26 protein-coding genes are annotated in these 25,043 nt (G+C 49.5%); 8 read left to right on the forward strand and 18 right to left on the reverse strand.

Annotated features, from left to right (window positions below):
* Positions 1 to 3: 3 nt before the first annotated feature.
* Together QZ310_RS06870 and QZ310_RS06875 are read right to left on the reverse strand one after the other, a co-directional pair.
* Positions 4 to 477, reverse strand: a complete 474-nt coding sequence (locus tag QZ310_RS06870; protein WP_297071766.1) for a GNAT family N-acetyltransferase — start codon at positions 475 to 477, stop codon at positions 4 to 6.
* Positions 478 to 504: 27 nt separating this feature from the next.
* Complete coding sequence (locus QZ310_RS06875) at positions 505 to 936, reverse strand: MarR family winged helix-turn-helix transcriptional regulator (protein WP_297071767.1); 432 nt, start codon at positions 934 to 936, stop codon at positions 505 to 507.
* A gap of 229 nt (positions 937 to 1,165) precedes the next feature.
* On the opposite strand from QZ310_RS06875, the gene QZ310_RS06880 reads away from it, so the two are divergent.
* The 5 genes from QZ310_RS06880 (at position 1,166) to QZ310_RS06900 (ending at position 6,759) form a co-directional block, all read left to right on the forward strand.
* A complete protein-coding gene (locus tag QZ310_RS06880; RefSeq protein ID WP_297071768.1) occupies positions 1,166 to 1,816 on the forward strand; it encodes a DKNYY domain-containing protein in 651 nt (216 codons plus the stop codon).
* 177 nt (positions 1,817 to 1,993) lie between these two features.
* The gene (locus tag QZ310_RS06885) at positions 1,994 to 3,172 is read left to right on the forward strand and encodes a glycosyltransferase (protein ID WP_297071769.1); all 1,179 of its coding nucleotides are present in this window, start codon (positions 1,994 to 1,996) and stop codon (positions 3,170 to 3,172) included.
* A gap of 15 nt (positions 3,173 to 3,187) precedes the next feature.
* Positions 3,188 to 3,541, forward strand: a complete 354-nt coding sequence (folB, locus tag QZ310_RS06890) for a dihydroneopterin aldolase (RefSeq protein ID WP_297071770.1) — start codon at positions 3,188 to 3,190, stop codon at positions 3,539 to 3,541.
* Between the two features lie 78 nt (positions 3,542 to 3,619).
* Positions 3,620 to 4,969 (forward strand): GTP-binding protein, encoded by a 1,350-nt coding sequence (locus QZ310_RS06895; protein WP_297071771.1) that lies wholly within the window; start codon positions 3,620 to 3,622, stop codon positions 4,967 to 4,969.
* Complete coding sequence (locus tag QZ310_RS06900) at positions 4,966 to 6,759, forward strand: ABC-F family ATP-binding cassette domain-containing protein (RefSeq protein WP_297071772.1); 1,794 nt, start codon at positions 4,966 to 4,968, stop codon at positions 6,757 to 6,759. The genes QZ310_RS06895 and QZ310_RS06900 overlap by 4 nt, the downstream gene beginning before the upstream one ends.
* Before the next feature lie 13 nt (positions 6,760 to 6,772).
* Here QZ310_RS06900 and QZ310_RS06905 read toward each other — a convergent pair whose 3' ends face one another.
* On the reverse strand, positions 6,773 to 7,045 hold the full coding sequence (locus QZ310_RS06905) for a M48 family metallopeptidase (RefSeq protein WP_297071773.1): 273 nt from the start codon (positions 7,043 to 7,045) through the stop codon (positions 6,773 to 6,775).
* A 145-nt stretch (positions 7,046 to 7,190) separates the two neighbouring features.
* Between QZ310_RS06905 and QZ310_RS06910 the strand changes: the two genes are divergently transcribed.
* Together QZ310_RS06910 and QZ310_RS06915 are read left to right on the forward strand one after the other, a co-directional pair.
* Positions 7,191 to 8,459 carry a histidine-type phosphatase gene (locus tag QZ310_RS06910; RefSeq protein WP_297071774.1) on the forward strand — a complete coding sequence of 423 codons (1,269 nt, stop codon included), beginning with the start codon at positions 7,191 to 7,193 and terminating at the stop codon, positions 8,457 to 8,459.
* Between the two features lie 68 nt (positions 8,460 to 8,527).
* A complete protein-coding gene (locus QZ310_RS06915) occupies positions 8,528 to 9,373 on the forward strand; it encodes an inositol monophosphatase family protein (RefSeq protein WP_297071775.1) in 846 nt (281 codons plus the stop codon).
* A 141-nt stretch (positions 9,374 to 9,514) separates the two neighbouring features.
* Here QZ310_RS06915 and QZ310_RS06920 read toward each other — a convergent pair whose 3' ends face one another.
* The 6 genes from QZ310_RS06920 to QZ310_RS06945 all read right to left on the reverse strand — a co-directional run bounded on the left by QZ310_RS06920 (position 9,515) and on the right by QZ310_RS06945 (position 14,495).
* Positions 9,515 to 9,715, reverse strand: a complete 201-nt coding sequence (locus QZ310_RS06920; RefSeq protein ID WP_297071776.1) for a hypothetical protein — start codon at positions 9,713 to 9,715, stop codon at positions 9,515 to 9,517.
* Positions 9,716 to 9,850: 135 nt separating this feature from the next.
* The gene (locus tag QZ310_RS06925) at positions 9,851 to 10,294 is read right to left on the reverse strand and encodes a hypothetical protein (RefSeq protein WP_297071777.1); all 444 of its coding nucleotides are present in this window, start codon (positions 10,292 to 10,294) and stop codon (positions 9,851 to 9,853) included.
* 351 nt (positions 10,295 to 10,645) lie between these two features.
* The gene (locus QZ310_RS06930; RefSeq protein WP_297071778.1) at positions 10,646 to 11,668 is read right to left on the reverse strand and encodes a P63C domain-containing protein; all 1,023 of its coding nucleotides are present in this window, start codon (positions 11,666 to 11,668) and stop codon (positions 10,646 to 10,648) included.
* Positions 11,661 to 12,608, reverse strand: a complete 948-nt coding sequence (locus tag QZ310_RS06935) for an IS1595 family transposase (protein ID WP_297071779.1) — start codon at positions 12,606 to 12,608, stop codon at positions 11,661 to 11,663. The genes QZ310_RS06930 and QZ310_RS06935 overlap by 8 nt, the downstream gene beginning before the upstream one ends.
* A gap of 124 nt (positions 12,609 to 12,732) precedes the next feature.
* Positions 12,733 to 13,941 (reverse strand): nicotinate phosphoribosyltransferase, encoded by a 1,209-nt coding sequence (gene pncB, locus QZ310_RS06940; RefSeq protein WP_297071780.1) that lies wholly within the window; start codon positions 13,939 to 13,941, stop codon positions 12,733 to 12,735.
* Complete coding sequence (locus tag QZ310_RS06945; protein ID WP_297071781.1) at positions 13,929 to 14,495, reverse strand: isochorismatase family protein; 567 nt, start codon at positions 14,493 to 14,495, stop codon at positions 13,929 to 13,931. The genes pncB and QZ310_RS06945 overlap by 13 nt, the downstream gene beginning before the upstream one ends.
* Positions 14,496 to 14,714: 219 nt before the next feature.
* Between QZ310_RS06945 and QZ310_RS06950 the strand changes: the two genes are divergently transcribed.
* On the forward strand, positions 14,715 to 15,503 hold the full coding sequence (locus QZ310_RS06950; RefSeq protein ID WP_297071782.1) for a Cof-type HAD-IIB family hydrolase: 789 nt from the start codon (positions 14,715 to 14,717) through the stop codon (positions 15,501 to 15,503).
* 11 nt (positions 15,504 to 15,514) lie between these two features.
* On the opposite strand, the gene QZ310_RS06955 is transcribed toward QZ310_RS06950, so the two are convergent.
* The 9 genes from QZ310_RS06955 to lon all read right to left on the reverse strand — a co-directional run bounded on the left by QZ310_RS06955 (position 15,515) and on the right by lon (position 24,508).
* Positions 15,515 to 16,102 (reverse strand): YigZ family protein, encoded by a 588-nt coding sequence (locus QZ310_RS06955; RefSeq protein ID WP_297071819.1) that lies wholly within the window; start codon positions 16,100 to 16,102, stop codon positions 15,515 to 15,517.
* 87 nt (positions 16,103 to 16,189) lie between these two features.
* The gene (gene queA, locus QZ310_RS06960) at positions 16,190 to 17,242 is read right to left on the reverse strand and encodes a tRNA preQ1(34) S-adenosylmethionine ribosyltransferase-isomerase QueA (RefSeq protein WP_297071783.1); all 1,053 of its coding nucleotides are present in this window, start codon (positions 17,240 to 17,242) and stop codon (positions 16,190 to 16,192) included.
* A gap of 116 nt (positions 17,243 to 17,358) precedes the next feature.
* On the reverse strand, positions 17,359 to 18,090 hold the full coding sequence (gene truB, locus QZ310_RS06965; RefSeq protein ID WP_297071784.1) for a tRNA pseudouridine(55) synthase TruB: 732 nt from the start codon (positions 18,088 to 18,090) through the stop codon (positions 17,359 to 17,361).
* 9 nt (positions 18,091 to 18,099) lie between these two features.
* Complete coding sequence (locus QZ310_RS06970) at positions 18,100 to 18,918, reverse strand: undecaprenyl-diphosphate phosphatase (protein ID WP_297071785.1); 819 nt, start codon at positions 18,916 to 18,918, stop codon at positions 18,100 to 18,102.
* A 74-nt stretch (positions 18,919 to 18,992) separates the two neighbouring features.
* Positions 18,993 to 19,280, reverse strand: coding sequence for a DUF3098 domain-containing protein (locus QZ310_RS06975; protein ID WP_297071786.1), 288 nt, complete (start codon positions 19,278 to 19,280; stop codon positions 18,993 to 18,995).
* Between the two features lie 14 nt (positions 19,281 to 19,294).
* Positions 19,295 to 20,173 (reverse strand): permease-like cell division protein FtsX, encoded by an 879-nt coding sequence (locus QZ310_RS06980; protein WP_297071787.1) that lies wholly within the window; start codon positions 20,171 to 20,173, stop codon positions 19,295 to 19,297.
* A 131-nt stretch (positions 20,174 to 20,304) separates the two neighbouring features.
* A complete protein-coding gene (locus QZ310_RS06985) occupies positions 20,305 to 21,402 on the reverse strand; it encodes an RluA family pseudouridine synthase (protein WP_297071820.1) in 1,098 nt (365 codons plus the stop codon).
* A gap of 26 nt (positions 21,403 to 21,428) precedes the next feature.
* Positions 21,429 to 22,025, reverse strand: a complete 597-nt coding sequence (locus QZ310_RS06990; protein ID WP_297071788.1) for a PASTA domain-containing protein — start codon at positions 22,023 to 22,025, stop codon at positions 21,429 to 21,431.
* Positions 22,026 to 22,096: 71 nt separating this feature from the next.
* The gene (lon, locus tag QZ310_RS06995) at positions 22,097 to 24,508 is read right to left on the reverse strand and encodes an endopeptidase La (protein WP_297071789.1); all 2,412 of its coding nucleotides are present in this window, start codon (positions 24,506 to 24,508) and stop codon (positions 22,097 to 22,099) included.
* Positions 24,509 to 25,043: the final 535 nt, after the last annotated feature.

The following is a 25,043-nucleotide window of genomic DNA, read 5'->3' on the forward strand; positions in this document are numbered from 1 at the left end:
CAGTCAAAGGTCGAGTTTGAACAATAAGGATTGCCGGTCGGGATAGTCATACCGCACCGGCAATTCCGTTTTTTCAATCCTGCGGAAACCGGCACGTTCATAGAAGGAGTGGGCCTTCTTTGCAACTGACGGGGTATCGAGAATAATGTGGCGGTAGCCCATTGTCTTGGCAAAGTCAAGCAGACGCATGTAAAGAGCCAGACCGACCTTGCACGAACGATAGTCGGAACGGACAAAAAACTTCTTCAACACGGCCCACTGATCGTCAATTCTCATCAAAGCGAGGGTCCCGACAACATGTCCATCGGCAATCGCCACCCAGAAATCTCCGCCACGGTTTATGTAGGCATCCGTGATGTCCAGCAGGTCGGGCTGACATTCGATTGGCATGTTGACCTTTGCCTCGTTGTTCTGGATGTCAAGTATGAGTTCAATGACCTCGGTCTTGAATTCGTCGCGATATTGTGTTATTTCCATATCCTTAGCTGATTTATCTTCTGTCGGTTATTTGTCGTTAGCGAGGAGATTGCTGATTGCATCCATGTGGGCAATCATTTCCTCCATCTGTTCTTCAGTCAGGCCACCATATATATCTTCCACCGAACGGTCGGCGGAAGCGTTCAGTTCGTGATAGATGACGATGCCTGAGTCTGTGAGTGAAATGATGTCCCTGCGTCCGTCCGTATCGGATGCTGAACGGCAGACATAACCCTGCTCCTCCAATTTTTTTAGCAGACGCGAAAGATAGCCTTTGTCCATATTCAGTTCAAGTGCAATTTCCTTAGCGCCTCTCCCGGGATGAAGGTACATGTCCTGAATCACACGAATTTCCGGGAGGCCGAAAGGACTTCCCATGTAATGCCGGTTCAAAATACCGAGGATTTTGGTATAGAAGCGGTTGAACGCCCTTATCCGGTCAATCTGTTTCTGTTTCATGCTCAAATAATATCTGTATGATTAAAATCGGATGCAAAGCTACGAAATATAGTTGACAAAATCAACTATTTTATTTCTTTTATCTTTCAATCTGCCTCTACTGCCGAAACCACGTCATCATCTGGATGACAAAGATACCGGAGTGCGTTAAACTTTTACAGCGACGCCATGTCTATCATTATATACAGTTCCATAAACGTAATGAACACCCCCTAAAACATCATTGATTATGCGAAAGTTATTTCTCCTGCTTGCTCTAAGCCTCACTCTCACCTCGGTCAGCGACATCAACGCACAGGGCAGACATGACCGCCGCCACCGGACGGAATCCTGCAAAGAAAACAGAGATGACGAACCATGCCACAGGCACGGGCGCAGAAAACATCGTCCGACGTATGTCGTCAACGGCGGCAATGTATATTTCGGCGGAAAAGTAGTCAAGGGTGCAACCTTAAACGGATTTACCGTTCTTAAGGACGACTATGCCAAAGACTTCTGGAACGCATATTACAGAGGTGTGAAAATCAGCGGGGCAAGCTCCGGCTCTTTCACCTCGCTTGGCGACGGTTATGCCAAAGATACATGGGAGGTGTATTTCGATGGCAAGAAAATCGGCGGTGCAAGCTGTGATTCTTTCAGGGTACTCGGCGACGGCTATGCCAAGGATACATGGAATGCATATTTCGACGGAGCGAAGATAGGCGGAGCTTCCCCCGACAGCTTCAAGGTCCTCCACGACGGATATGCGAAAGACTTCTGGAATGTATATTTCGACGGAAAGAAAATCAGCGGAGCATCGCCTGACAGTTTCAGCGTGATGTCCGACGGATATGCGAAAGACTTCTGGAACACATATTATTATGGGAAGAAAATCCGATAGTACGGAAGTACGGGATACCCGTCGGCAGAATCAGCGGAAAATCACCACTCTATATCAAACGCCGAATAATAGTCGAATTTTATCGGCATGAGTGGATAGATTTTTGGCGGGGATTTCGTAAATTTGCATCTTGATTTGCAATCGAAATCTCACGATTTTATACTACAATTTAGCAAGATGTTTGAAATAGAGTTTACGCCGGTCATCCTAATCCTGCTCTCCGCCATCATAGTCGCGTCGCTTTACCTGATATTCGGCTTCAGGCATTATGTCGCGTCGGTCGGAAAAAGGATTGTCAAGGATGATGCCGCCCCTTTCCCGACCGATCCGTCGGCCTATCCTTCCGTATCTGTGATAGTTTATTCCGAAGATGATGCGGAAAATCTTGAAATACTTCTCCCCCAGATTCTCGAACAGGACTACGAGGGCCAGTTTGAGGTGATTGTCGTCAACGACGGAGCCATATCATCGACAAAAGATGTGATTGCGCGTCTCGAACGCCGCTATCCCAATCTCTACATGACCTTCACTCCGCTCGAATCGCGCTCACTCTCGCGCAAGAAACTTGCCATCACCCTTGGCATTAAAGCCGCGCGCTACGAGGTGGTATTGCTCACACTCGGAACATCCCGCATCGAGTCGAAGACATGGCTGAAAAGTATGGCGCGCCACTTCATTTCCGGAAAGGAAATCGTGATTGGCTATGCGACCCCGCTCATACCTGAAGATGCGCCCAATCCCTGGAAACGTCTTCACTCTTTTGACGAAGTGCGCACGGCAATCGAGTATCTTTCATGGGCTATCGCCGACCGTCCCTACAGAGGAAATTGCTACAACCTCGCCTACCGCCGTTCAATCTTCTTCAAGAACAAGGGTTTCTCACGCACACTCCACCTTAAGTTCGGCGACGACGACCTCTTCATCAACGAAGTAGCCAATGCCGACAATACAGCGGTGGAATTGTCGACAGCCTCCATCGTCGAAGTGCTTGACCAACGTCCGCAACTCGCCCATAAGAATGCGAAAATGCGATATGACTACACGGCCAAGTCCCTGCGCACATGGGCGCGCGTATTCTTCGCGTCATGCTCGTGGGCATGGTGGATACTGCTCGGTTCCACTGTGGCGCTATCCATCGTAGGTCTTCCGTCACTGATTCCGCTCATTGCAGCCTGTGTCATCTGGCTTGCAACCGCAATCATCCTCATGCTTGCATGGCGCAAGACTTCGCGCGCATTGGGGTCGCGGTCACTTCTCCTCACAGTTCCCTGGTTCATGACCTTTGAGCCTGTCTACAATTTCTATTATAGAATCAAAGGGTTCATCCGCCGCGGACGTAACCTCACCTGGAATTAAAGAAGTTTTTTAGGCATGAAAAGTACCATTGAAATCAAGGGTCTGCGGCTATTCGCCCGTCACGGTGTGTTTGAAGAGGAACGCATCAACGGCAACACTTTTGAACTGGATGTCCGTCTGGACTACCCTATCGGAAAAGCGATGGAGAGCGACGATGTCGCCGACACGCTCAACTATGCGGAAGCCGTTGAGATAATCCGACAGGAAATGGACATTCCGTCACGATTGCTCGAACATGTCGTCGGCCGTATCCACAAAGCTCTCACCGAAAAGTGGCCCGACATAAGCGGAGGCTCCATAACGCTCATCAAGCACAATCCGCCCATACCGGCCGACATCGACGGCACGGCTGTGAAAATCGAATGGTAATGCACAATATCTAAAGTGATGCTTAAACCACAGGTTAAAGCATCACTTCAACTTAAACAATATAAAAAAATCAACAATATGTCAACTCCCGTCCTTCTTCTCACCGGTTATCTCGGCAGTGGCAAGACCACACTTGTGAACCACATACTCACCAATGAAAGAGGCATACGTTTCGCCGTCATCGTCAACGATATAGGCGAAGTCAACATTGATGCCGACCTCATCCAGCGCGGAGGCATAGTGGATTCAAAAGATGATTCGCTCGTAGCGCTCCAGAACGGATGTATCTGCTGCACTCTTAAAATGGACCTCGTCAAGCAGCTCGACGACATCATGGCGATGGGAAAATTCGACTATATAGTGATTGAGGCAAGCGGCATCTGCGAACCGGCCCCCATCGCACAGACAATCTGCTCCATCCCTCAGATGGGTGCGGAGTTCAGCAAGCATGGTCTTCCGAAACTCGACTGCATCGCGACAGTCGTCGATGCCCTCCGTATGCAGGACGAATTCAGTTGCGGTGAAGACCTCACTGCCAAAAAACACGACGAGGAGGATATTGCCAACCTCGTCATCCAGCAGATTGAATTCTGCAACATCATTGTCCTCAACAAGATTTCAGAAGTCACAGAGACTGAAAAAGGCCGCATCCGCACCATCATCAAGGCTCTCAATCCGGGAGCGCGCATCATCGAATGTGATTATGCCGATGTGAACATCGAAGATCTCATCAACACACATCTCTTCAACTTCAACAAGGTTGCTACCTCTGCCGCATGGGTCCAGGAAATCGAGAAGCCCATCGAACAGATTGAGGAAGAGGAGCGCGCACACCATCATCACCACCATCATGACGAAGAAGAGCATGAACACCATCACCATGAGCATGATGATGACGATGATGATGACCATGATGAATGTGAATGTCACCACCATCACCATGATGACGACGAACATGAGCACGATGGCCACGAGCACCATCACCACGAACATGGCGAGGGTTGCACCTGCGGCTGCCACCACCACCATCATCACCACCACGGCGAAGGCGAAGCGGAGGAATATGGCATCGGCTCGTTCGTCTATTTCCGTCGCCACGGTTTTGACCTGAATAAATTCGACTATTTCGCAGCCAACAAATGGCCCAAGAGCATCATCCGCTCGAAGGGTATCTGCTATTTCGGCAATAACCCCGACATGTCGTATCTCTTTGAAAGTGCAGGCAGACAGAAACAGCTCCGTGAAGCCGGAATGTGGTTTGCGACAGCACCTGAGGATGAACTCAAGGAACTCGTCGAACAGGATCCCGGCATCATGCGTGATTGGGATGACGACTACGGCGACCGCATGATCAAGATTGTGTTCATCGGCCAGAACCTCGACCGCAAAGCCATCACTGAAGCACTCGACGCCTGCCTTGACCTATGAAACCATATCTTCAAGTCGAAAATCTGACCAAAAGCTACGGCGACCGCCTGCTGTTTGATTCTGTCACCTTCGGAGTTAACGAAGGTGACAAGATCGGTCTCATCGCCAAAAATGGCACCGGAAAGTCAACCCTCCTGCGCATCCTCTCGGGAAGCGAGGCTCCTGACAGCGGCAGTGTCACATTCCGCAACGACCTCCGCGTCGGGTTTCTCGCACAGATGCCCGAATTCGAGCAGGGAAAATCAATAATGGACAATCTTCTGGCGACTGTCAAGCCGGAAGAGCATGAGGAATGGGGCCATGAGGACCGAATCAGACAGATGCTGTCGCAACTCGGGATTGATGACCCGGACAGGGAGGTGGACCACCTGTCGGGAGGACAGCTAAAACGCGTGGCACTTGCCCAGGTGCTTCTCGGCAATCCCGACTTGCTGATTCTTGACGAGCCTACCAACCACCTTGACCTCGCGTCTGTGGAATGGCTCGAAAACTATCTCACCCGAATGCGTGTGACACTGCTCATGGTGACACACGACCGATATTTCCTCGACCGTGTCTGCAACAAGATTATTGAAATCGACATGCAGCAGATTTTCACTTACGAAGGGAATTTCGATCTCTACCTGCGCCGCCGTGCCGAAAGAATCGAAGCATTGACCGGTGAGCTCGCAAAAGTGAAGAATCTTCTGCGCAAGGAGCAGGAATGGATGCGCCGTCAGCCACAGGCGCGAGCCGGAAAGGCACGTTACCGCATCAATGCTTTCTACGACCTGAAGGAACGCTCCCGGGCAAACTATGACGAAAAGCAGATTGACCCGACGGAAATCAAATCGTCATACATAGGGTCAAAGATTTTCGAGGCAGAGGGTATCTCAAAACGTTTCGGCGAAAAGGTGATACTCGATGATTTCACATATACGTTCGCACGATATGAGAAACTCGGCATCATCGGAGGTAATGGCGTGGGAAAATCCACATTCGTCAAAATGCTGCAAGGGCTGGTTGCACCTGACAGCGGAGAGTGGAATGTCGGCGAGACCGTCCGTTTCGGCTACTATTCACAGGAAGGACTGCAACTTCCTCCCGGCAAAAAGGTGATTGACGCGATTACGGACATCACAGAGGATGTGGTGGTCAACGGAACGACACACTACTCCCCCATGCAATTCCTCAACCGCTTCCTCTTCTCACCCGCCGACCAGCAGAAATATATCTCGACACTTAGCGGTGGAGAAATGCGCAGATTGAACCTCGCAGCCGTACTCATCACTCAACCGAACTTCCTGATACTCGACGAGCCAACGAATGACCTTGACATCATGACGCTTGGTATCCTCGAAGACTATCTCAGGGACTTCAAGGGTTGCGTCATCGTGATTTCGCATGACCGCTTCTTCCTCGACTCGATTGTCGACCATCTATTCGTCATGGAAGGCAACGGCGTCATCAAGGACTTTCCCGGCAACTACAGCGATTACCGCGCCTATCTCAAGGAGCAGGCCAAAGCCGCACAGGCAACGGCAAAACCCGCTGCAGCAACCGCTCCCGCGCAGGCGCAACGGCGCGAGAATACCCGTCCGCAGAAACTGTCGTTCAAGGAACGCAAGGAGCTTGAAGCTCTGACGAAAGAAATTGATGAGCTGACAGAGGAAAAGTCGGCTCTCGAAGCCCTCTTCAACTCAGGAGCTGAAATCGCTGACATCGCAGACAAAGCCAAACGTTACAGCGACCTTAAGGAAATCCTTGACGAAAAAGAGCTCCGCTGGCTTGAACTTTCGGAAAAAGAATAAAAGGAGCCTCGAATCACGGATTATAGAGGTCCGGATTGAAGAAATCGGCAATGTCACGGGCATTTTCAAGAGCTTTCACCGCAGGGCTATCGGGATTGAGAAGTGCAGCTTTCGCATAATCACCGGTAGCTCCTGCCCTATCTCCAAGACGCCACCGGAGTTTCCCACGATTGAAAATCAGAGTGTCATCTTCGGGTGAGGATTCGACAAGGCGGTCGAGCTCCAGAAGAGCCTCCTGCAGACATCCACGGGCTATCAGACTTTTATAATAAGGTGTGGTATCCATCAAATTTTGAACAAAAGTAGCGTTAACCGAGTTTAACTTTTAGAGACAGACTGAATTGACTGAGGATTTTATGCCCGTCAACACGAGGGATTCGCAGTCCGGCTCATTCGACACGCAAAGCTAATAAAAAGAATTGTCATCCACAATGAAGAAACTTCACTTTTTGCTTGCTCTGGCCATCGGGGCAGGGACATTGACGGCAAGCGCCATTGATCCGACCGCTACGGACTATACGTTCATTGAATGTCAGGGTTCAGCCATCCCGTATCCCGACCGCAATGTCGAGGGTCTTGCATATCCCGACTCACTCGCTCCTGTCTATCTCAACCATGTGGGCCGTCACGGTGCGAGGTTTCTATCGTCGTCGAAATATACAAATTCGCTGCTCCGTTCACTCCACAAGGCTGATTCGCTACGCACAATCACGCCGATGGGCCGTGAACTTATAAAAGTGTGCGATCTCGTTGTGGCGAGGACAGCCGGACGATGGGGTGCGCTCGACTCGCTTGGCATGGCTGAACAGCGGGCAATCGCATCGCGCGCGTTCATGGCATTCAAACCGCTTTTCGATAATACCAAAATCAATGCAATCGCATCATACGTCCCCCGCTGCGTGATGTCGATGGATGAATTCACCCATCAGCTGACACGGTTGAACAACAAGGTTGAAATCTACATGTCGTCCGGTCGGCAGAATTCTCCACTCGTTCGTCCTTGGACCGACGATGAGGCCTACAAGGCTTTCATGGCGAGCGAAGAATGGCATAAGGTCTATGATGACTATGTCGACTCTCATGTCCCCGTGACAGTTGCCGAGCGCGCACTCGGAAAGAATTATCCCTTCAATGGCGACGAGGCACGCGACATCAGTCAGGCCATCTATAAAGTGCTTGCCGGATGTGCGGCCATGTCCATCGACATTGATTTGCAGAAATATTTTACCAAAGCTGAGATAAACTCATTGTGGAGCGTGGAAAATCTGCATCACTATCTGACCCACTCTGCCTCCACCCTTTCAAGCGCGCCTCCGGAACTTGCCTCGCGTCTGCTTTCCGAACTGATCGCCACTCTCGACAGCGCCGTGGAGGGGAAGAATCCTTACAGTGTAATGCTCAGATTCGGACATGCCGAGACCATGATGCCACTTCTCGCGCTCATACATGTCCCCGGCTGCTATTACATGACCAACTATTTTGATACTGTAGGCCTCCACTGGCGCGATTTCTACGTCGTGCCCATGGCCTCGAACCTACAGATGATTCTCTTCCGTTCGGAAAGCGGGAAATATTATCTCCGTGTTGACCTTAACGAACAGCCTGTACCGCTCATTCCGGGGCGTCAGACCATATATATCCCCTGGGCTACCGCACGCGAGTATCTCAACCGTTGCTTGCCTATACAGTATCAGAATTAACCACAGTCCGGAAATCCGGACTTACAACACCTCTTTATTGTAGGACAACTCTCTCCAATCATTAAATCATGAACAGAACAAACACACTTCAGCCTGAATTGGCAGAAGTCATCGCCTGTGCAAAACAAGCAGGGCAAATCGCCATGCAGTATTTTCGCAGCGGCCACAGAATTGAAATGCACAATAAGCTAAATGACAGCGATATTGTGACCATAGCGGATAAGGAATGTGAGATCTGCATCAAGGATTTCATACGAAAAAACTATCCGGAACATTCCATATTGTCGGAAGAATCGGGAGAAACGTGCGGTGATGCGCAGTACCGCTGGGTGATTGACCCGATTGACGGCACGACCAACTTCTATTCGGGGATTCCATTATGGGGAATCAGTATCGGTGTTGAGTTCGGAGGTGTCACCGAATTGGGTGTAGTGTATCTTCCGGCAACCGACGAGCTCTTTTATGCACAAAGGGGCCAAGGAGCCTATCTGAATGACCGTCGCATACATGTCACCCCGGAGACCAAATTATCGCGGGCAGTCATTTCAACCGGATTCCCTGTCGACAAGGATGTCAACCCCGACAACAATCTCGACAACCTTGCCGCCATCCTGCCTCTCGTCAGAGACATCAGAAGACTCGGCGCGGCCACAGCCGACATCTGCTATGTCGCTGCCGGATTCCTCAGTGGCTACTGGGAACTGAACCTACATGAATGGGACGTGAATGCAGCCCTCCTGATCCTGTCGGAAGCAGGAGGCAAATCCACCCGCTTCCGACAGGACCGCGGAATCTCCATCCTCTGCGCCAACCCCTCAATCCACGACCAACTCCTCCCCTATCTCAACACATCCCCACGGATGGAGAGAAATTTTAATTATGTTTGGCATTTATATACAAATGTACATCAATAAAATTGAATATGCAAATGTAAGTATACATGTAATATAACAAAAGGGCTTATTCCGGTTTGAAAGAATAAGCCCTTAAAATGATGACGAACTGTGTAAGTGCAAAATGAGCTAAAATAATAGCTACAGAACGATTATTTCGGGTTATCTATATCCAGAAATACAATCTGATTTTTGTGATAATGCGACTACCTCTTCGGGCATTGACATTGTCAGATTGAATTTTTGTTCTACTTGATTAAAGTAGACACACTGTACCTCCCCTTCAGAAATAGACATAACTGTCATCTGAACGTCTTTTTCAGAGTTCAGACAAACCACATCTCCAATTTTAAGTTTGTTCATTTTACTTGGTTGATTGATATTAAACTAATGCGCGACACTTAACCAGCCACGCTTTGGTATTAATTCTAAAGTTGATTATAGATATTATGGGGGTAGTGCGAATACCCCCATAATATCTGTATTAAAAAATGAGTGCTAATCAGATGACTTTGTATATATTTTCTCGATGGAGAAGCTATTCCCCTTTCCATGCCGAATAAAAGTAAACCGAATGGGATTTTCGGTGACATTTAAAGTTTCGCCGTTGTCTAATAAAAACATAAATCCCTCATCATCATTCACGATATTTAATAAAGGACTATTATACTCTCTTTGCCCTTTAATCTTAATGTAGGCTGTCGCGTTCTCTATCGCAACATATTCAAGTTTGCAGTCTTTTATATGGGTCAATCGTGGTTCGCCCAAAAAATATATCATTTCAGCGTCAGGATGATTTGATACAACTTCTTTATAGGAAAGATTGTCTTGATTAATTAAGGTTTTGGCAATGTGGATTACAAGCAGAATTGAGATAGCAAGGATTGGCAATCCTATAATTCCACCACACACCCACATAATTATTTTGACGCATTTCTTCATTTTTTCAAAAGTTTATTGGTTAGTTTGCAATATTGCCTGAGTTATTGCCCGACCAATAAAAATAGTGGTGGGCTTTTGCATCCTGTACGATTCAGAGGCACTGCCATGCCCACACAACATACAAGACACTAAGCCCACCAAACAAGCCATACCCCTGAACAGAGGTACGACAAGATTGTGGGCGTTTAGTGCATTGTCCCCGTTGTGTTGAAAATTGGCAGTTTTCTGAATCGAGTACAATAGCATTAAACGCTATTCGTTTACAAAAATGCAAGCGGATAAGACCTCTATCCTATCCGCTTGCAAATATAGTGATATTTTTGATGTATGCAAAAGAATTACATTGTATATTTATGCCTCTCTGCCCTCATCATTGTTTCTCTTGTCCTTTCGAGGATTGTAGTTTAGGGCTTGCATGAGATTGTTATTAAATGATGACTTTGGCATATCACCTTTTACATCCTCTATTGGGGAAATAGTGTGTCCATCTTCATCAAAGTCAAAGGGAAGTTCTAATTGCCCATTTTGTCGTTCTTTTAGCTTCTTAAATTGTCGCCACATTTGCTCCATATTGTCTGATAGTTGAAAAAGAGTGACAATCTGTGTTATCTGTGATGATAGAGCTGGATGGCCTACATCCTCCGTAAGGCTTTGATGTAATCGAGCTGTATTATTCCCTTTGGCACTTTTAGGTGTTTTGTTCTTTAGCTCGTCTAATACACCAGTAGGCAGTTGCTTGTAAATTAAATCGTTAGTCCATTTACCGATAACACCGGGCCTTTTACGAATATCTTTAATGGTGTAATCCCATCCATTTAATCTAAAAAGTTCTTTGTAATATATATCGGGGAACCTCTTCTGCCAAGGCAGCAATTCTTCCGATATATAGGCTTTTAATATTTTTTGCAGCTCATCTTTTTCGCGGTCATGTTGATAGCCTGTAGCTTCATCAACCAAAGCAATAATACCTGTTTTTGCTAAAGCTCTTATTAGGATTTCTGCTTTTTGAGCTACAATAGTTTGAGAGGGGGTTAAATCTCCAACCTCTCTTGCATGTAAATATATATCACAAACTATAGGTAAAATCAAACAATTAAAACCATTTTGGACAGTCCCTTTTATTGACAAATAGCTTATAGGCCTGATCACCTTCATAACATCCTCATCTATATATTTTTGAAGATTTTTAGCATCCATAAATGTAGGGATGTTGATCACTCGTGAATTTCCACGAGCAGGTCGGCCTAACGCTTTAAAGACAGATGCTTGAGTTAGCACTCTTGTACCATCATTCAAAACGGCACATGGTATTTCTACATCACCGATTGTTAAGGAGCCTTCATATTTTGCAATGGGACGTTTTATTTTATCCATAAATGAGTTCTTTATAAGTTAATCTATGTTGTGTATTTTGAAGGAGAAAGTTGAAACGCTCACCATCGGAATGGTGACGTGTGTTGTAGCGATAGACGCACTCATCAATGTATCGTTGAATATGCTTACGCGACCAATGGTAATATATACCCATTATGCTACGCTTTACTATCGCCCAAAATCCCTCGATGCTGTTTGTCGTCAGTTCTCCGCAACCATAGAATCCTGCTCCATGGTTAACATTCCGATGGTCGTAAAGATAATCTGCTGCCTCGCTGTAGTCCCATTCATCAGTGTAGAGTTCACTCCCAACTTTGACATGTTTTAGGATTATTGGGAACAAAGTCTTTGAACGTGTGTTTGCCACAACTTTCGCAATTACCTTCCCTCCACGCTGTAACATGCCGAAGACCGGAACTTTGTCCTTGAAACTACGGCCTTGACATTTCTTCACTTTCTTGTCTTTATGGCGGTTCTTATTCTTGCCGCCAACGAATGTCTCGTCAATCTCAACAGCTCCATTTAGTTTATGGCTGTTATCATTGTTGACATCCTCGTCAATATCATTACTTATTCCAAAGCAATTACGGATGCGTTGTAGCATGAACCATGCCGTCTTTTGCGTCACATCAATATCGCGCGACAACTGAGCGGAGGATATGCCTTTCTTGTGCGAGGTCACAAGCCAAATAGCCACAAACCATTTGCGCAACTCAACTTTTGAGCTATCAAACAAAGTATTTGTCTTGACATTGAAATATTTCCCTGTGTTTTTACACCGGAATTTATTATCTTTGCACTTGTAGACTTTCGATGTCGGGTCAAATGGACTCTCCACGTCTCCCGGCCATCGGAGCCGTTCCAAATGGTCAATGCAACTTTGCTCATTCGGAAAAGCCTCGAACACTTCGATTATGGATTTGAAATCTTTGTCTATCATACAAAACTTATTATTCGTATGCGACAAATTTAAGAATAATTTTACACTAATGCAAATATTTGTGTAATTTTATATATAAATACCTTATGTTTTTAAATAGGGTGATGGACAATTAAAATTACCATCATTGCATCGGGAGGTGGAGGGTGGCGAGGAAGCGGCGGACGGTGGAGGGGTCGCCGGTGTATTTGCCTTCGTCTTCACTTAGTTTACATGTGAGGCTGTAGAAGGGCCATGACTCGGTGATTTTGACCGCCACAAGTTTTATGACTATATTCATCGGCTTGATTCCAGGAAAATCATTGGTGAAATGGGTGCCGATTCCGAATGAGGGCTGACATTTGTCGGACGCGTAACGGTTGATTTCTATCGCCTCGTCGACGTTCAGACCGTTGCTGAACACAATCTGCTTGGTACGCGGATCAATATTGAGCGAACGGTATTTGTCTACAATCAAGTCGAGCTGCCGACGGTTGTCACCGCTGTCGACACGCAATCCTTTGAACATATTGGCAAAGTCTTCCGAGAAGTTGAGGCTGAATATCCGCCAACCGTAAGTGTCGTAGAGATAGGTTCCCAGCGCACCGCGATAGGTCTTAGACCACACGCTCATCGCTATATGGTTGGCCATCAGAGGGCCATACATACCGGCGATGGCACATACAAACTCATGGGCCATGGTTCCGATTGGCACAAGGTCATACTTCATGGCAAAGTAGACATTGCTCGTACCTACGAAACGTCCCGGCCCTGCAACAGCCTTGTTGCAATCGGACATAGCCTTCACGCAGACATCCTGCGAGGCAAACGACAGGCGCCGACGTGTCCCGAAATCGCTGAAGTTACATCCGGCCTCAATCAAACGCGATGCCTTTGCGTATGACTTATCATAGTATGCCTCATAGTCAATGCCGTCAGCCTTACCGGTCATCATGTAGTACAGCTCCGAGACAATCGCAAGCACTTTCACTTCAAGCAGAATAGTATCGCTCCAACATCCCTCGAATGAAATTGCAAGATGCCCCTCTTCGTCCTGACTCACCTTCACCCACCTACGGTCGTAACGGAAACCTTTCAGATAACTGTAGAACCAGGTCGGGATATAGGTGCAGCGCCTGCGCATGAAAGCAATCTCCTCATCGGTAATCACCACATTCTCAAGCATGGCTATCTGTTCGCTCACAGCCTCGGCAAAACCCGGAGGATAGACGGTGTGGTCACGGTCAGTGAAACTGTATTTCACCTGTGTTCGCGGATAAGTATCAATCACCGCGCAACACATGGTGAATTTATAAAGATCGTCGTCCGTAAAATGTGTTATTATCTGTCGCATGTCACTTGTAGTTTAGCTATGGCCTTGGCAAGCGCCTCCCCGCCGTCGAGTGACGGTGAAAACGAAGTCAAAACGTGAAACATATTCTTACCGAAGATACCAACTCCGTCAGTCAATGTGGAGCGGACACAGACATCTCCCGCAAGTCCGCAGATGTCAATGCGCCCGATTTCCTCATCCTCAACAATCCGTCTTATCCTCTCGGCTGCACAGCGATTTTTAAAGATGGAATATTCCTCCTCGTCGCGGTTCTCGCCTTTATATAGAAACGTGACAGAGCCAGAGGTTGAATATAAGGGTGCAAAAAGATGCTGCCACACCGCCGCTCCGACAGTGTCATGGACACAATGCCGTGGCCACGGCCCACCGTGACCGTCAAACGAGCAGTGATCGTATGGATGGCGGTCTGCCGTTACGATTTTATGGGCATAACGTCCATCTGATTCATATATATACTCAGCCAACCGGTCCATAGCCTCCTCTGCACCGGGAACCGGAAGAGTGCCCGCTATGAAATCGACTTGCGGATCTACAATCAAAAGTAATCTCTTCATCTCAAAATAAAGTAAAAACGGGATGGTATCTTTATTTGTAACGTAGAGAAAGGTCTATTGTTTTACCCTCACACATTGAATTATAGTAAGTTCTACCGGAATATGTGGATTTTGCCTATTTCCTGTGCGCTCAATTACGCGACAAAATTCACAGTCCGGAATTTTTTGGCTAAATTTGCAGTCCAAAGCAGATTTTCACAGAAAAGATAAAGCATCGAGATGATAAAGGCTATATTTTTTGATATTGACGGGACTTTGGTACCCTTCGGCTCCCACGGCATACCTCAGGAGGTTAAGGACGCGATTGCAGAAGTACGCAGGAAAGGAATAAAGGTATTCATCGCCACCGGCCGACACCTGAGATGGATTGACAATCTCGGCGACACGGAATTCGACGGTTACGTCACAGTCAACGGAGCCGTCTGCCTACTTTCCGACAAGGAGACATGCATTTTCCGCCGCACCATCCCGCAGACAGACATTGAGAGAGTAATCCCCTTCTCGCATGAATCAACCATTCCATTGGTTGCCGTCCCACTCGACGGAGATATTTTCATAAACCGTATTGACGATGGTGTCCGCCACGTCATGAAGCTTCTACGTGTAGCCCACATTGATGTCCGCGACCTTTCTACACTCCAAGGCAAAGAAGTTGTTCAGATGATGGCATTCGGAACGGAAAAAGAGCGTACTGACAGTGGAATCTTCGGAAAAATTCTCACCGAATGCGAACCGACGAGCTGGAATCCGTATTTCTGCGACATTATTCCACGAGGAAGCGACAAGAGCGTTGGAATCGACAAAATCATTGAATATTTCAACATTCCGCTCTCGGAGACAATGGCATTCGGCGATGGTGGCAACGACATCGGAATGCTGCGCCACGTCGCCATCGGCGTAGCGATGGGAAACGCAGACGAGAGCGTAAAAGAAGCAGCCGACTATGTGACGACTGCCGACACCGATCATGGCGTGGTCAATGCCTTCCGCCACTTCGGATTAATCTGATAATTAACCACCTATTTATCCGCCTCACCTGCCCCGGTAGCGCTGAGTATGGATGTCCCGGAAATACCACCTATACGTCCCGACAATTCAGGAAGTAGGTCAAGGGGTAGCGAAATAGTGATTGAACAGGTGTTGTCAAACGCCTGTTCAATTATTTTTATGACCTCACGACCACCCGGCGGATTCTGAGCCTTCAGAAGCTTCATCACATCATTCATGGCAAGATAAGGGAAGGTGAACGACAGCGTAGTCATATCCTTACCCTCGATAATCTCCGCAGCCTCGATAGCAAGACGTGCAGCCTCTCGATATGCAGCGATAAGACCGGACGTCCCGAGCTTGATACCGCCGAAATACCTCACCACTATTATGACTATGTTGGTAAGGCCAAAAGAATTTATCTGTCCCAATATCGGCTTACCCGCCGTCCCCGACGGCTCGCCGTTGTCGGACGACAGAAACTCCTTGCGGTCCGAACCAATCATGTAGGCCCAGCACACATGGCGCGCGTCATGATACTCGTTGGCATAGAGACCGACATATTCCTTCGCCTCCTCCGCAGTAGTCACCGGAATGGCAAAAGAGATGAAGCGGCTCATCTTTTCACGAAAAGCCGCTTCACTTTGAGATGCTATGGTCAGATAGTTAGCCAAGATTGCTATTGATTTACCAAATGACCGATTTCTTTATGATACGATGAGCATGGCATCACCATAGACACCAAACTTGTAGCCCTCCTTCACAGCCTTCTTATAGGCATCCATCACGAGGTCATAGCCACCGAAGGCCGCAACCATCATGAGCATGGTCGAATAAGGGAGGTGGAAGTTTGACACCAACGCATCCGTGACAGAAAAATCGTAGGGCGGGAAGATGAACTTATTGGTCCATCCGGTATAGGTCTTCATGTGATCACCCATGCTGACAGAACTTGCGATCGCGCGGAGCACGGAAGTGCCGACAGCGCAGACACGATGTCCACCATCCTTGGTGTTGTTGACGAGGTCAACAAGCTCCTCGCTTGCCTCCATCTCCTCTGAATCCATGCGATGTTTGGTCAGATCCTCGACATCAATCTCACGATAGTTGCCAAGACCGCTGTGGATGGTGATGAAACCCTGGTTGACACCCTTGATTTCAAGACGCTTCAAAAGCTCACGCGAGAAGTGAAGACCCGCACCGGGAACAATGACGGCACCTTCCTTGCGCGCAAAAATGGTCTGGAAACGTTCTGCATCCTCCTCGTCCGGTTCACGGTTGATATAGTAGGGAAGCGGAGTGGTTCCGAGCTTGTAGAGCTCCTTCTTGAACTCATCGTGAGGACCGTCATAGAGGAAACGGAGTGTACGGCCACGGGAAGTTGTATTGTCAATCACTTCCGCAACCATCGACTCATCGTCTCCGAAATAAAGCTTGTTGCCGATACGGATTTTGCGGGCAGGCTCGACAAGAACATCCCACAGCTTGTTTTCCGCACTCAGTTCACGAAGCAGGAACACCTCGATGCGGGCGCCTGTCTTCTCCTTATTGCCATAAAGACGTGCCGGGAAGACCATAGTGTCGTTGTAGACAAAGAGGTCACCGTCATCAAAATAATCAATGATGTCCTTGAAGATCTTGTGTTCAATCTCGCCTGTGCGTCGGTTGACGACCATCATTCTTGACTGGTCACGCTCGGGAGCGGGACGCTGGGCGATAAGTTCCTCCGGCAGCCGGAATTTGAATTGAGAAAGCTTCATGCTAAAAAATTTCTTATATATTCTTTTCTGAATTATCTATTAAAAAAATACCCGTTGGCAATTCAATGTAACCTATCCTTAAATTCAACGGATCATACAAGGGATGAAACGCACACCTACTCTTCGCCACCTGCCTGATCGTCGTCGGGAAAAGTGATGTCCGTGGTGCGGATAAGCTCGACAGCCTGCTCGACTGAGAGGCACTTGTCAATCACAGCCTCCCCGACGCGGGTACGCCGCAATCCTATGAGGTGACCGCCCGAACCGAGAGCCTCGCCCAAATCACGGGCAATCGCACGGATGTAGGTGCCCTTGCTACAAACAATCCTCAGCGTCAGCACCATTTCATCAGGGTTGAAATCCATAAGCTCGATCTCATCTATCACGAGCACCTTGGGTTTCAGCTCGACCTCATGACCCTTACGGGCCATCTTATAGGCACGCTTGCCATCAACCTTGCAGGCGGAAAATGCCGGCGGAATCTGCTCTATCCTTCCGGTGAACTTGGGAAGGACTTCGCGGATCTTTTCGATGGTGATATGCTCAGTGGGATAGGTTGCGTCAATCTCGGTCTCAAGGTCAAACGATGGGGTCGTAGCGCCAAGCTTAACGGTTGCGACATATTCCTTCACACCTGCCTGGAGGGATTCAATCAGTTTCGTCGCCCTTCCGGTGACCACGACCATCACTCCTGTTGCAAGCGGATCGAGCGTCCCGGCATGACCAACCTTGAACTTCTTACGGTGAAGACGGTGGAGCAAGACACCGCGAAGACGTTTGACCACGTCAAACGAGGTCCATTCCAGAGGCTTGTCAATATAGAGTATTTCTCCTGTAACGAAATCCATAGGCGTTTATTACCAGAAGATACAAAGGAGACCTACACAGAAACAGTAGACAGCAAACCAGATAAGCTTGCCTTTCTTCACAATATTAATCATCCACTTGCAGGCAATGCATCCTACAATAAATGAAGCGAAGAAACCGACAATCATAGGCCACATCCCGACAGCCTCATTCACACCCTCACCGCCAATCATATCCTTCACGTCGAGAAGCGCTTCGCCAAGAATGGGGATGATGACCATAAAGAAAGAGAACTGTGCAATCTTGTCGCGCTTGTCGCCGAGGAGGAGACCTGTAGCGATGGTTGTACCGGAACGGCTAAGACCGGGAAGAACTGCCACAGCTTGTGCGCAGCCGATGACGAAAGCGTCAAACCATGTGATGTCGTGACCTTTGATGCCTTCAACCCGCTCACGCTGGGGATTGCGGAAAAGGAATGCAAATGTCAGGAGAGCGGCTGTCACAAGAAGGCAGTAGCCGACAACAGTCAGACCGTCTCCAAAAAACTGCTCCACAAAATCCTTGAAGCAAAGGCCTACAATAGCTACGGGAATACACGAAAGAAGAATCTTGCAGACATAGAAAAACTTGTCGTCTCTCGCAATTGTAAAGAAGGACTTGCAGAGAGGCACAAATTCATTCCAAAGCACCACGATGGTACTGAGGACTGTTGCGACATGGAGAACGATGTCAAATTCGAGAGCGTCAGAACCGGCAAGCTTAAGGCCGAGAATTTCTCGACAGATTTCAAGATGGCCACTGCTGCTGATGGGGAGATACTCGGCAAGTCCCTGGACTATACCTAAGATTAGAGCGTCAATACAATCCATTTCAAAAATGAGATTTCAGAGGGTGTTTAATATTCGATATATGTGTGTTAAACGTGAGGACGGAGGACTGTTTTTCAGTTCTTTTTGCTCTTAGGGCTATACATTATTGCAAAGCCCATGAAGAGGAATCCAAGGAAAGCTATCGTCGGACCGACAACAATCCTGCGGGTCGAGAAAATATCCGCGTTAAACGCATCCCAATCCGTAGCGCCACCGGCCATCAGACAGAAACCGAGCACGATCATCGCACCCGCAATGGCCATGAGTATGAAATTTATTTTAAGCAGCGGAAGGCGGCTCTCACTTTCCAATTGCAGACGCGATTCGTCGTTTTCGCCCTTAGGCGTAGATTTAATAGCCATTTCTACTATATTTTTTATTTAAACATTTCATCATACGAGAGACGCAGATAGCGGTTGGCGGCAAAGATAGCCGCGACGAGGCATATCAGCATCCCGGTGACAATAACTCCCGCGAGGACGGCGGCAACAAGCTCCCACTCTATCAGACCGGAAATCTCCTGCTCGTAGGTGCTGCCGTAATATACCGTCGCAACGAGGGCTATGGATGCGATCAAACCGGCCACAAGACCGTTTATCAGATTATCCGTAAGGAACGGACGGCGGATGAAGGAGGATGTGGCACCGACAAGTTTCATCGTATAGATGGTGAACCTGCGGGCATAGACCGTCAGCCGGACTGTATTGAATATAAGAATGAACGATACCGTCAGCAATGCAATCGCAACAAAGACAAGAGCCATTGATATGCTTCGCAGTGTGGCGTTCACGCGGTCAACCATTGCCGTGTGGACCTTTACCTCACTCACCTGCGGCATGAGCATTATCGGCGCTGTCAGAAGGGAGATGCTGTCGGTCGATGCATAGGCCGGCAAGACCTTCACCTCAATCTCTCCGACGAAGGGATTGACATCGGCAAGCTTGATTATGTCTTCATCATCCCCGACCATCTTCTGCCAACGGTCAAGCACCGCATCAGGCGACGAGTATATCGTCTCGCGCACACCCGTCATTTTCTTAAGACGCGTTTTGACCGCATCAATATCCGATGCAGTCACATCTTCGTTGAAGAGGACAACGAAGCCCATGTTCTCCTTTATCCCTTGTGTGACCTTGTGGGCGGCTATCCCCATGAACGCGGCAAGTCCGAGGATGAAGAGAACCAGCGCAACCGAAAGGGTCGCGGTAGCACGAGTGGTGAACAAGGGTATTAAGTGATGACGCCTTTTTGCCATAATAATTAATAAAGTGCAAATTTACAACCTGCGGAAGCCGATGTCAAGTGATTTAACGTTATTTTAACACCTGAATCGACAAAGAGTTGACAAATACCCCTCCAACCGATTGGGAGAAGAAGATTCTCACCCTATTTTCCGCTATTTTTAGTATAGGCGCGCCATTTTTCAATAAGGGCGGTCATGTCAGCGGGAATCGGGGCGGTGAAAAACATTTCTTCTCCCGTATCCGGATGTACGAATCCGAGGGTTCTGGCATGGAGGGCCTGACGGGGACAAAGCTCGAAGCAGTTACCTATGAACTTCTGATATGAGCCGTTGCGCTCGCCACGGAGGATGACGTCGCCGCCATAGCGTGCATCCGAGAAGAGGGGGTGACCGATATGGCGCATGTGGACGCGGATCTGATGTGTGCGCCCCGTTTCAAGGACGCATTTCACAAGGGCCACATGGATGAAATCCTCAAGAACCTCGTAGTGTGTGACGGCATGTTTACCCGTAGGATCGTCGGGGGGAAGCACTGCCATCTGCAGTCGGTCCTTGGGGTTGCGTCCGATATTGCCTTCTATTCGGCCCACAGAGGGTGAAGGCACACCCCAGACGAGTGCGTTGTATTCGCGCTTCGTTGTCTTGTTGAAAAACTGTTTGCCGAGATGGGTCTTGGCATCGGGGGTCTTGGCCACGACGAGCAGTCCGGATGTATCCTTATCAATACGGTGAACGAGACCGAGGCGCGGATCGCTCACATCGTAATCGGGATTGTCGCGGAAATGCCATGCAAGGGCATTGACAAGGGTGCCGGAATAGTTGCCGTGACCGGGATGGACAACGAGACCGGCAGGCTTGTTGACCACAAGGAGTGCATCGTCCTCATAGACAATGTCAAGGGGGATGTCTTCCGGAATGATTTCCAGTTCGTAGCGCGGACGGTCCATCACGATGCGGATGTCGTCAAGCGGCTTCACGCGGTAGTTTGACTTGACAGGCTTACCATTGACGATGATGCAGCCCGCATCAGCAGCCTGCTGGATGCGGTTGCGCGAGGATTTTTCAAGGCGCGTGACGAGATACTTGTCGATTCTCAACAGTTGCTGACCTTTGTCAACGGTGAAGCGGAAGTGCTCATACAGTTCTCCGCTACCTCCGTCGTCAGCCCCGTCAAGCTCCTCGGCATCAATATCTGCATCGTCAAACGGAGCAATCGGACCGGGGACCGATGTGGCGGCCATGTTTTTCTCAACCTCTTTCATGACTGTCATTCAAAAAGGTTAAGCTGTTCGGATGTCGGGACGGCCTCTTCAGCCACACTGTCGGTGTCCTCGTAAACGTCTGTCAGGCCCTGCCCCACTTCAAGTTCAATGGTAGAGTTGACAGGGACACGCGCACCCGGTGAAAGACGGCGTCCTTTATAGTAGACACCGAGGACAAGATCCTTGAACTCGCTTGGGATGCGCTTCTCGACCACATTCTTTATCTCCAGACCTTCAAGAATCGATTTGGCCTGACGCAAGGAAATGTCGGTGAGTGTCGGGAGTGTGACCATCTTGGGAGAGAAGGCATTGATGGTGAGATAGATTTCACGGCCTTCCTTGACGATTGTCCCGACCTTCGGGTTCTGCTCGATGACCGTTCCGGGACGGGTGGTCCGGTCATAGACGGAGTCGCTGAGGACAGCCACAAGACCTTCCGTGGCAAGCGTGGTCGCGGCGCTCTCATAGGTCATGGACTTGACGGAGGGAACCGTGATTGTCTGATCGTGACGTGTCCACACATCGAGCCACATCATGGAGAGCCAGCCGATGACTACGGCGACTATGAGCATAAGCCCGATGTGGAGGAGGATTCTTTTCATACCTTATTATATAGAGGGTTGATTTCTGGTTGAGATTATCTGAAGGAAACAGCACGGGCGATCCGTCCGGACTATTCCGCAAGAGCTATCGCGAAAACTTCGTCGATGGTGGAGACGTAGTGGAACGTAAGGCCTGCGATATAGACCGGCTTGATGTCCTCGATGTTCTTGCGGTTGTCGCTGCAGAGGATGATGTCGGTGATTCCGGCGCGCTTGGCTGCGAGTATCTTCTCCTTGATGCCACCGACGGGGAGAACCTTCCCACGGAGGGTGATTTCGCCGGTCATGGCAAGGCGGGGCTTCACGGGACGTCCGGTCAGAGCTGAAAGGATGGAAGTGCACATGGTGATACCTGCCGAGGGACCATCCTTGGGAATGGCACCTTCAGGGACATGGATGTGGAGCTGACGGTTGTCGAAACTTTCGGGATCCATACCGTAGCGCGAGGCACGGGCCTTGACCACCTGTGTGGCTATGACCGCGGATTCTTTCATGACATCACCAAGGTTGCCGGTGATGGTGAGCTTCTCCCCTTTTCCGTGGGTGAAAGAGGATTCTATGAAGAGGATTTCGCCACCGACAGCCGTCCATGCGAGACCGGTCGCAACGCCCGGGGTATCCGACACCTCGTAGCGCTCCGGAGTGTAGGTCTCTACACCGAGGTAGCGGCGCAGATCCTCCGGTTCGACATGAAGACGATAGGCCTCACCGCGCATCTTGCCGAGCACAATCTTGCGGACAACTTTCGCGAGTTCCTTTTCGAGCAGACGGACTCCGCTCTCGGAGGTGTAGCTCTCGATGATTTTTGTGAGGGCTGCGTCGGAGAATGTAATCTCATCCTTTCCGAAACCGTTTTCGGCGGCGAGACGGGGAACAAGGTGTCTTCTTGCAATCTCCATCTTCTCCTCTGGTAGATAGCCGGAGATGTCTATAATCTCCATGCGGTCGAGGAGCGGACGGGGGATGGTGGAGAGGGTGTTGGCTGTGGCGATGAAGAGGACGTGCGAGAGGTCATAGTCCACATCGACGTAGTTGTCGTGGAAATGGCTGTTCTGCTCCGGGTCGAGGACTTCGAGCAGAGCCGACGAGGGATCACCCTTGAAGTCACTTCCGGTCTTGTCAATCTCATCGAGAAGAAGGACCGGATTGGAGGTGGCTGCGCGGCGGATGGCATCAATGATGCGTCCGGGCATGGCTCCGATGTAGGTGCGGCGGTGACCGCGGATCTCTGCTTCATCATGGAGACCGCCGAGCGATACGCGCTGATAGGCCCTGCCGAGTGCTTTGGCTATCGACTGACCGAGGGAGGTCTTGCCCACGCCTGGTGCTCCGACAAGGCAGATGATGGGCGAACGACCATCGGGGGTGTTCATCATGACGGCAAGCTGTTCAAGGATGCGTTCCTTGACCTTCTCGAGTCCGTAGTGATCCTCGTCGAGAATACGTTCGGCCGACTGGAAATCTGCGTCGAGATGGCTGTATTTTCCCCACGGGAGATCGGTGAGGAGCTGAAGGTAGCTATATTGCACGGAGTAGTCAGGGCTCTGGGGATTGAGGCGGCGGAGCTTTTCAAGTTCCTTGGCGAAAGTGCGCTTGACATTTTCAGGGAGGTCAAGCCCGGCAGCTTTCTCTTCGAGCGCACTGCAATCGTCATCATCACCGTAGAGCTGCTCGCGCAACACTTCAAACTGATGCTGGAGGAAGGCGTTGCGCTGCTGCTCGTCGATGTTGCGGCGAGCCTTGCGGTGAACCTCCGCGCGGATTTCGGCCATCTCCTCGCTGTGGGCAAGATGGCTGAGGAGGAGCTGAGCGCGGTCCTTCATACGGTTCTTGCGCAGTAGCTCAATCTTCACGTCGGCGGGGAAGGGCGAATGGGTGGCGATGATGTTGATGAGCAACTGGGGGCCGGGGATGTTCTCGATATTGAAGGCGAGATCGCTCATCTTGTCGTTGCCGGCATGGAGGATGTTGAGCGTCGTCTGACGGATGTCATCGACGAGGGCTATGAATTCCTTGTCGCTCTGGCGCGAGGTGGAGTCATGGATAGGCTTGACCTCGGCTGAGAGGGCGCCGGGGATTGCGGCGCCCCGTCCCTCACCTGTAATGCGCACCTTGCCGCGAGCCGAAAGGATGGCGGTGTGGGTGCCGTCGGGGAGGTCGAAGGTCTTGAGGACGTCGGCAACCACGCCGAGGTCATAGAGGTCGGCGAGCGTGGGGCTCTCGGTCGACGGATCACGCTGGCAGAAGATGCCGACGGGGATATGGCCCGAGGAGGCCGCTGCGGCTGTGGCGACGGAGCTTTCCCGGGCAAGGGTGATGGGGAATGTGACCCCGGGGAAGAGGACGAGGTCGCGCATGGCGATGATGGGGAGATCCGTAAGGTCGGGCTCGGGACGCTCGGCGGGAAGGCCGATGTCAATCTGTCCGACCGACACGATTTTCGTATTGTTGCTGTTGCTGCTGTTGTTGTTGTCTTCTTTCATCTTCTTCTGTGCGTATGAGAGTGAGCGTACGTATGGTGGGGAAACGCGCGGAGCCTGCGGCTGCACGTCTCTCCAACCTTTTCCAATGCCGCTGCCGGAACCCTCCGGGACCTGCGGCGGCAAAACGCGACCCCAAAGTTAGTGATTTTTCCCCAATCCGTCCCAATCGGTTCCCACCTATTTTATATACTCCCCAAATCCACGCCACATCCGGATATATATCGAAAACGGAAAGTAAGCCTTAACACTTTTTAACTTAATTACATTTTAACGCCTTTCCCACCCGCTGCCCTAACAAAATGCAAGCCTCCAAGGGTTGATAATGTCAATTTTTCGCTACTACCCTCTCATGGTTCCTACATGTCGCAAAGTTGTGTTTTAAAGCAGACAATCACCATTAGGTTTTTTCAAAATTAAAGTATAACTTTGCATCAACATCGAAGGGGCGCAATGCTCAAAAACATTAAAGGTAAAACAATCCGGCTCCCCGTCAATGTTACAGACAGACAAACTCTCAACCACAAATCAAGAGACA

The organism is uncultured Duncaniella sp. (assembly GCF_910577345.1).
Classification (GTDB): domain Bacteria; phylum Bacteroidota; class Bacteroidia; order Bacteroidales; family Muribaculaceae; genus Duncaniella.

Bases quoted from the DNA above. Each gene is read 5' to 3' on its own strand.
- QZ310_RS06870 (WP_297071766.1), bottom strand. From the start codon at position 477: ATGGAAATAACACAATATCGCGACGAATTCAAGACCGAGGTCATTGAA.
- QZ310_RS06875 (WP_297071767.1), bottom strand. From the start codon at position 936: ATGAAACAGAAACAGATTGACCGGATAAGGGCGTTCAACCGCTTCTAT.
- QZ310_RS06880 (WP_297071768.1), top strand. From the start codon at position 1,166: ATGCGAAAGTTATTTCTCCTGCTTGCTCTAAGCCTCACTCTCACCTCG.
- QZ310_RS06885 (WP_297071769.1), top strand. From the start codon at position 1,994: ATGTTTGAAATAGAGTTTACGCCGGTCATCCTAATCCTGCTCTCCGCC.
- folB (WP_297071770.1), top strand. From the start codon at position 3,188: ATGAAAAGTACCATTGAAATCAAGGGTCTGCGGCTATTCGCCCGTCAC.
- QZ310_RS06895 (WP_297071771.1), top strand. From the start codon at position 3,620: ATGTCAACTCCCGTCCTTCTTCTCACCGGTTATCTCGGCAGTGGCAAG.
- QZ310_RS06900 (WP_297071772.1), top strand. From the start codon at position 4,966: ATGAAACCATATCTTCAAGTCGAAAATCTGACCAAAAGCTACGGCGAC.
- QZ310_RS06905 (WP_297071773.1), bottom strand. From the start codon at position 7,045: ATGGATACCACACCTTATTATAAAAGTCTGATAGCCCGTGGATGTCTG.
- QZ310_RS06910 (WP_297071774.1), top strand. From the start codon at position 7,191: ATGAAGAAACTTCACTTTTTGCTTGCTCTGGCCATCGGGGCAGGGACA.
- QZ310_RS06915 (WP_297071775.1), top strand. From the start codon at position 8,528: ATGAACAGAACAAACACACTTCAGCCTGAATTGGCAGAAGTCATCGCC.
- QZ310_RS06920 (WP_297071776.1), bottom strand. From the start codon at position 9,715: ATGAACAAACTTAAAATTGGAGATGTGGTTTGTCTGAACTCTGAAAAA.
- QZ310_RS06925 (WP_297071777.1), bottom strand. From the start codon at position 10,294: ATGAAGAAATGCGTCAAAATAATTATGTGGGTGTGTGGTGGAATTATA.
- QZ310_RS06930 (WP_297071778.1), bottom strand. From the start codon at position 11,668: ATGGATAAAATAAAACGTCCCATTGCAAAATATGAAGGCTCCTTAACA.
- QZ310_RS06935 (WP_297071779.1), bottom strand. From the start codon at position 12,608: ATGATAGACAAAGATTTCAAATCCATAATCGAAGTGTTCGAGGCTTTT.
- pncB (WP_297071780.1), bottom strand. From the start codon at position 13,941: ATGCGACAGATAATAACACATTTTACGGACGACGATCTTTATAAATTC.
- QZ310_RS06945 (WP_297071781.1), bottom strand. From the start codon at position 14,495: ATGAAGAGATTACTTTTGATTGTAGATCCGCAAGTCGATTTCATAGCG.
- QZ310_RS06950 (WP_297071782.1), top strand. From the start codon at position 14,715: ATGATAAAGGCTATATTTTTTGATATTGACGGGACTTTGGTACCCTTC.
- QZ310_RS06955 (WP_297071819.1), bottom strand. From the start codon at position 16,102: ATGAGCCGCTTCATCTCTTTTGCCATTCCGGTGACTACTGCGGAGGAG.
- queA (WP_297071783.1), bottom strand. From the start codon at position 17,242: ATGAAGCTTTCTCAATTCAAATTCCGGCTGCCGGAGGAACTTATCGCC.
- truB (WP_297071784.1), bottom strand. From the start codon at position 18,090: ATGGATTTCGTTACAGGAGAAATACTCTATATTGACAAGCCTCTGGAA.
- QZ310_RS06970 (WP_297071785.1), bottom strand. From the start codon at position 18,918: ATGGATTGTATTGACGCTCTAATCTTAGGTATAGTCCAGGGACTTGCC.
- QZ310_RS06975 (WP_297071786.1), bottom strand. From the start codon at position 19,280: ATGGCTATTAAATCTACGCCTAAGGGCGAAAACGACGAATCGCGTCTG.
- QZ310_RS06980 (WP_297071787.1), bottom strand. From the start codon at position 20,173: ATGGCAAAAAGGCGTCATCACTTAATACCCTTGTTCACCACTCGTGCT.
- QZ310_RS06985 (WP_297071820.1), bottom strand. From the start codon at position 21,402: ATGGCCGCCACATCGGTCCCCGGTCCGATTGCTCCGTTTGACGATGCA.
- QZ310_RS06990 (WP_297071788.1), bottom strand. From the start codon at position 22,025: ATGAAAAGAATCCTCCTCCACATCGGGCTTATGCTCATAGTCGCCGTA.
- lon (WP_297071789.1), bottom strand. From the start codon at position 24,508: ATGAAAGAAGACAACAACAACAGCAGCAACAGCAACAATACGAAAATC.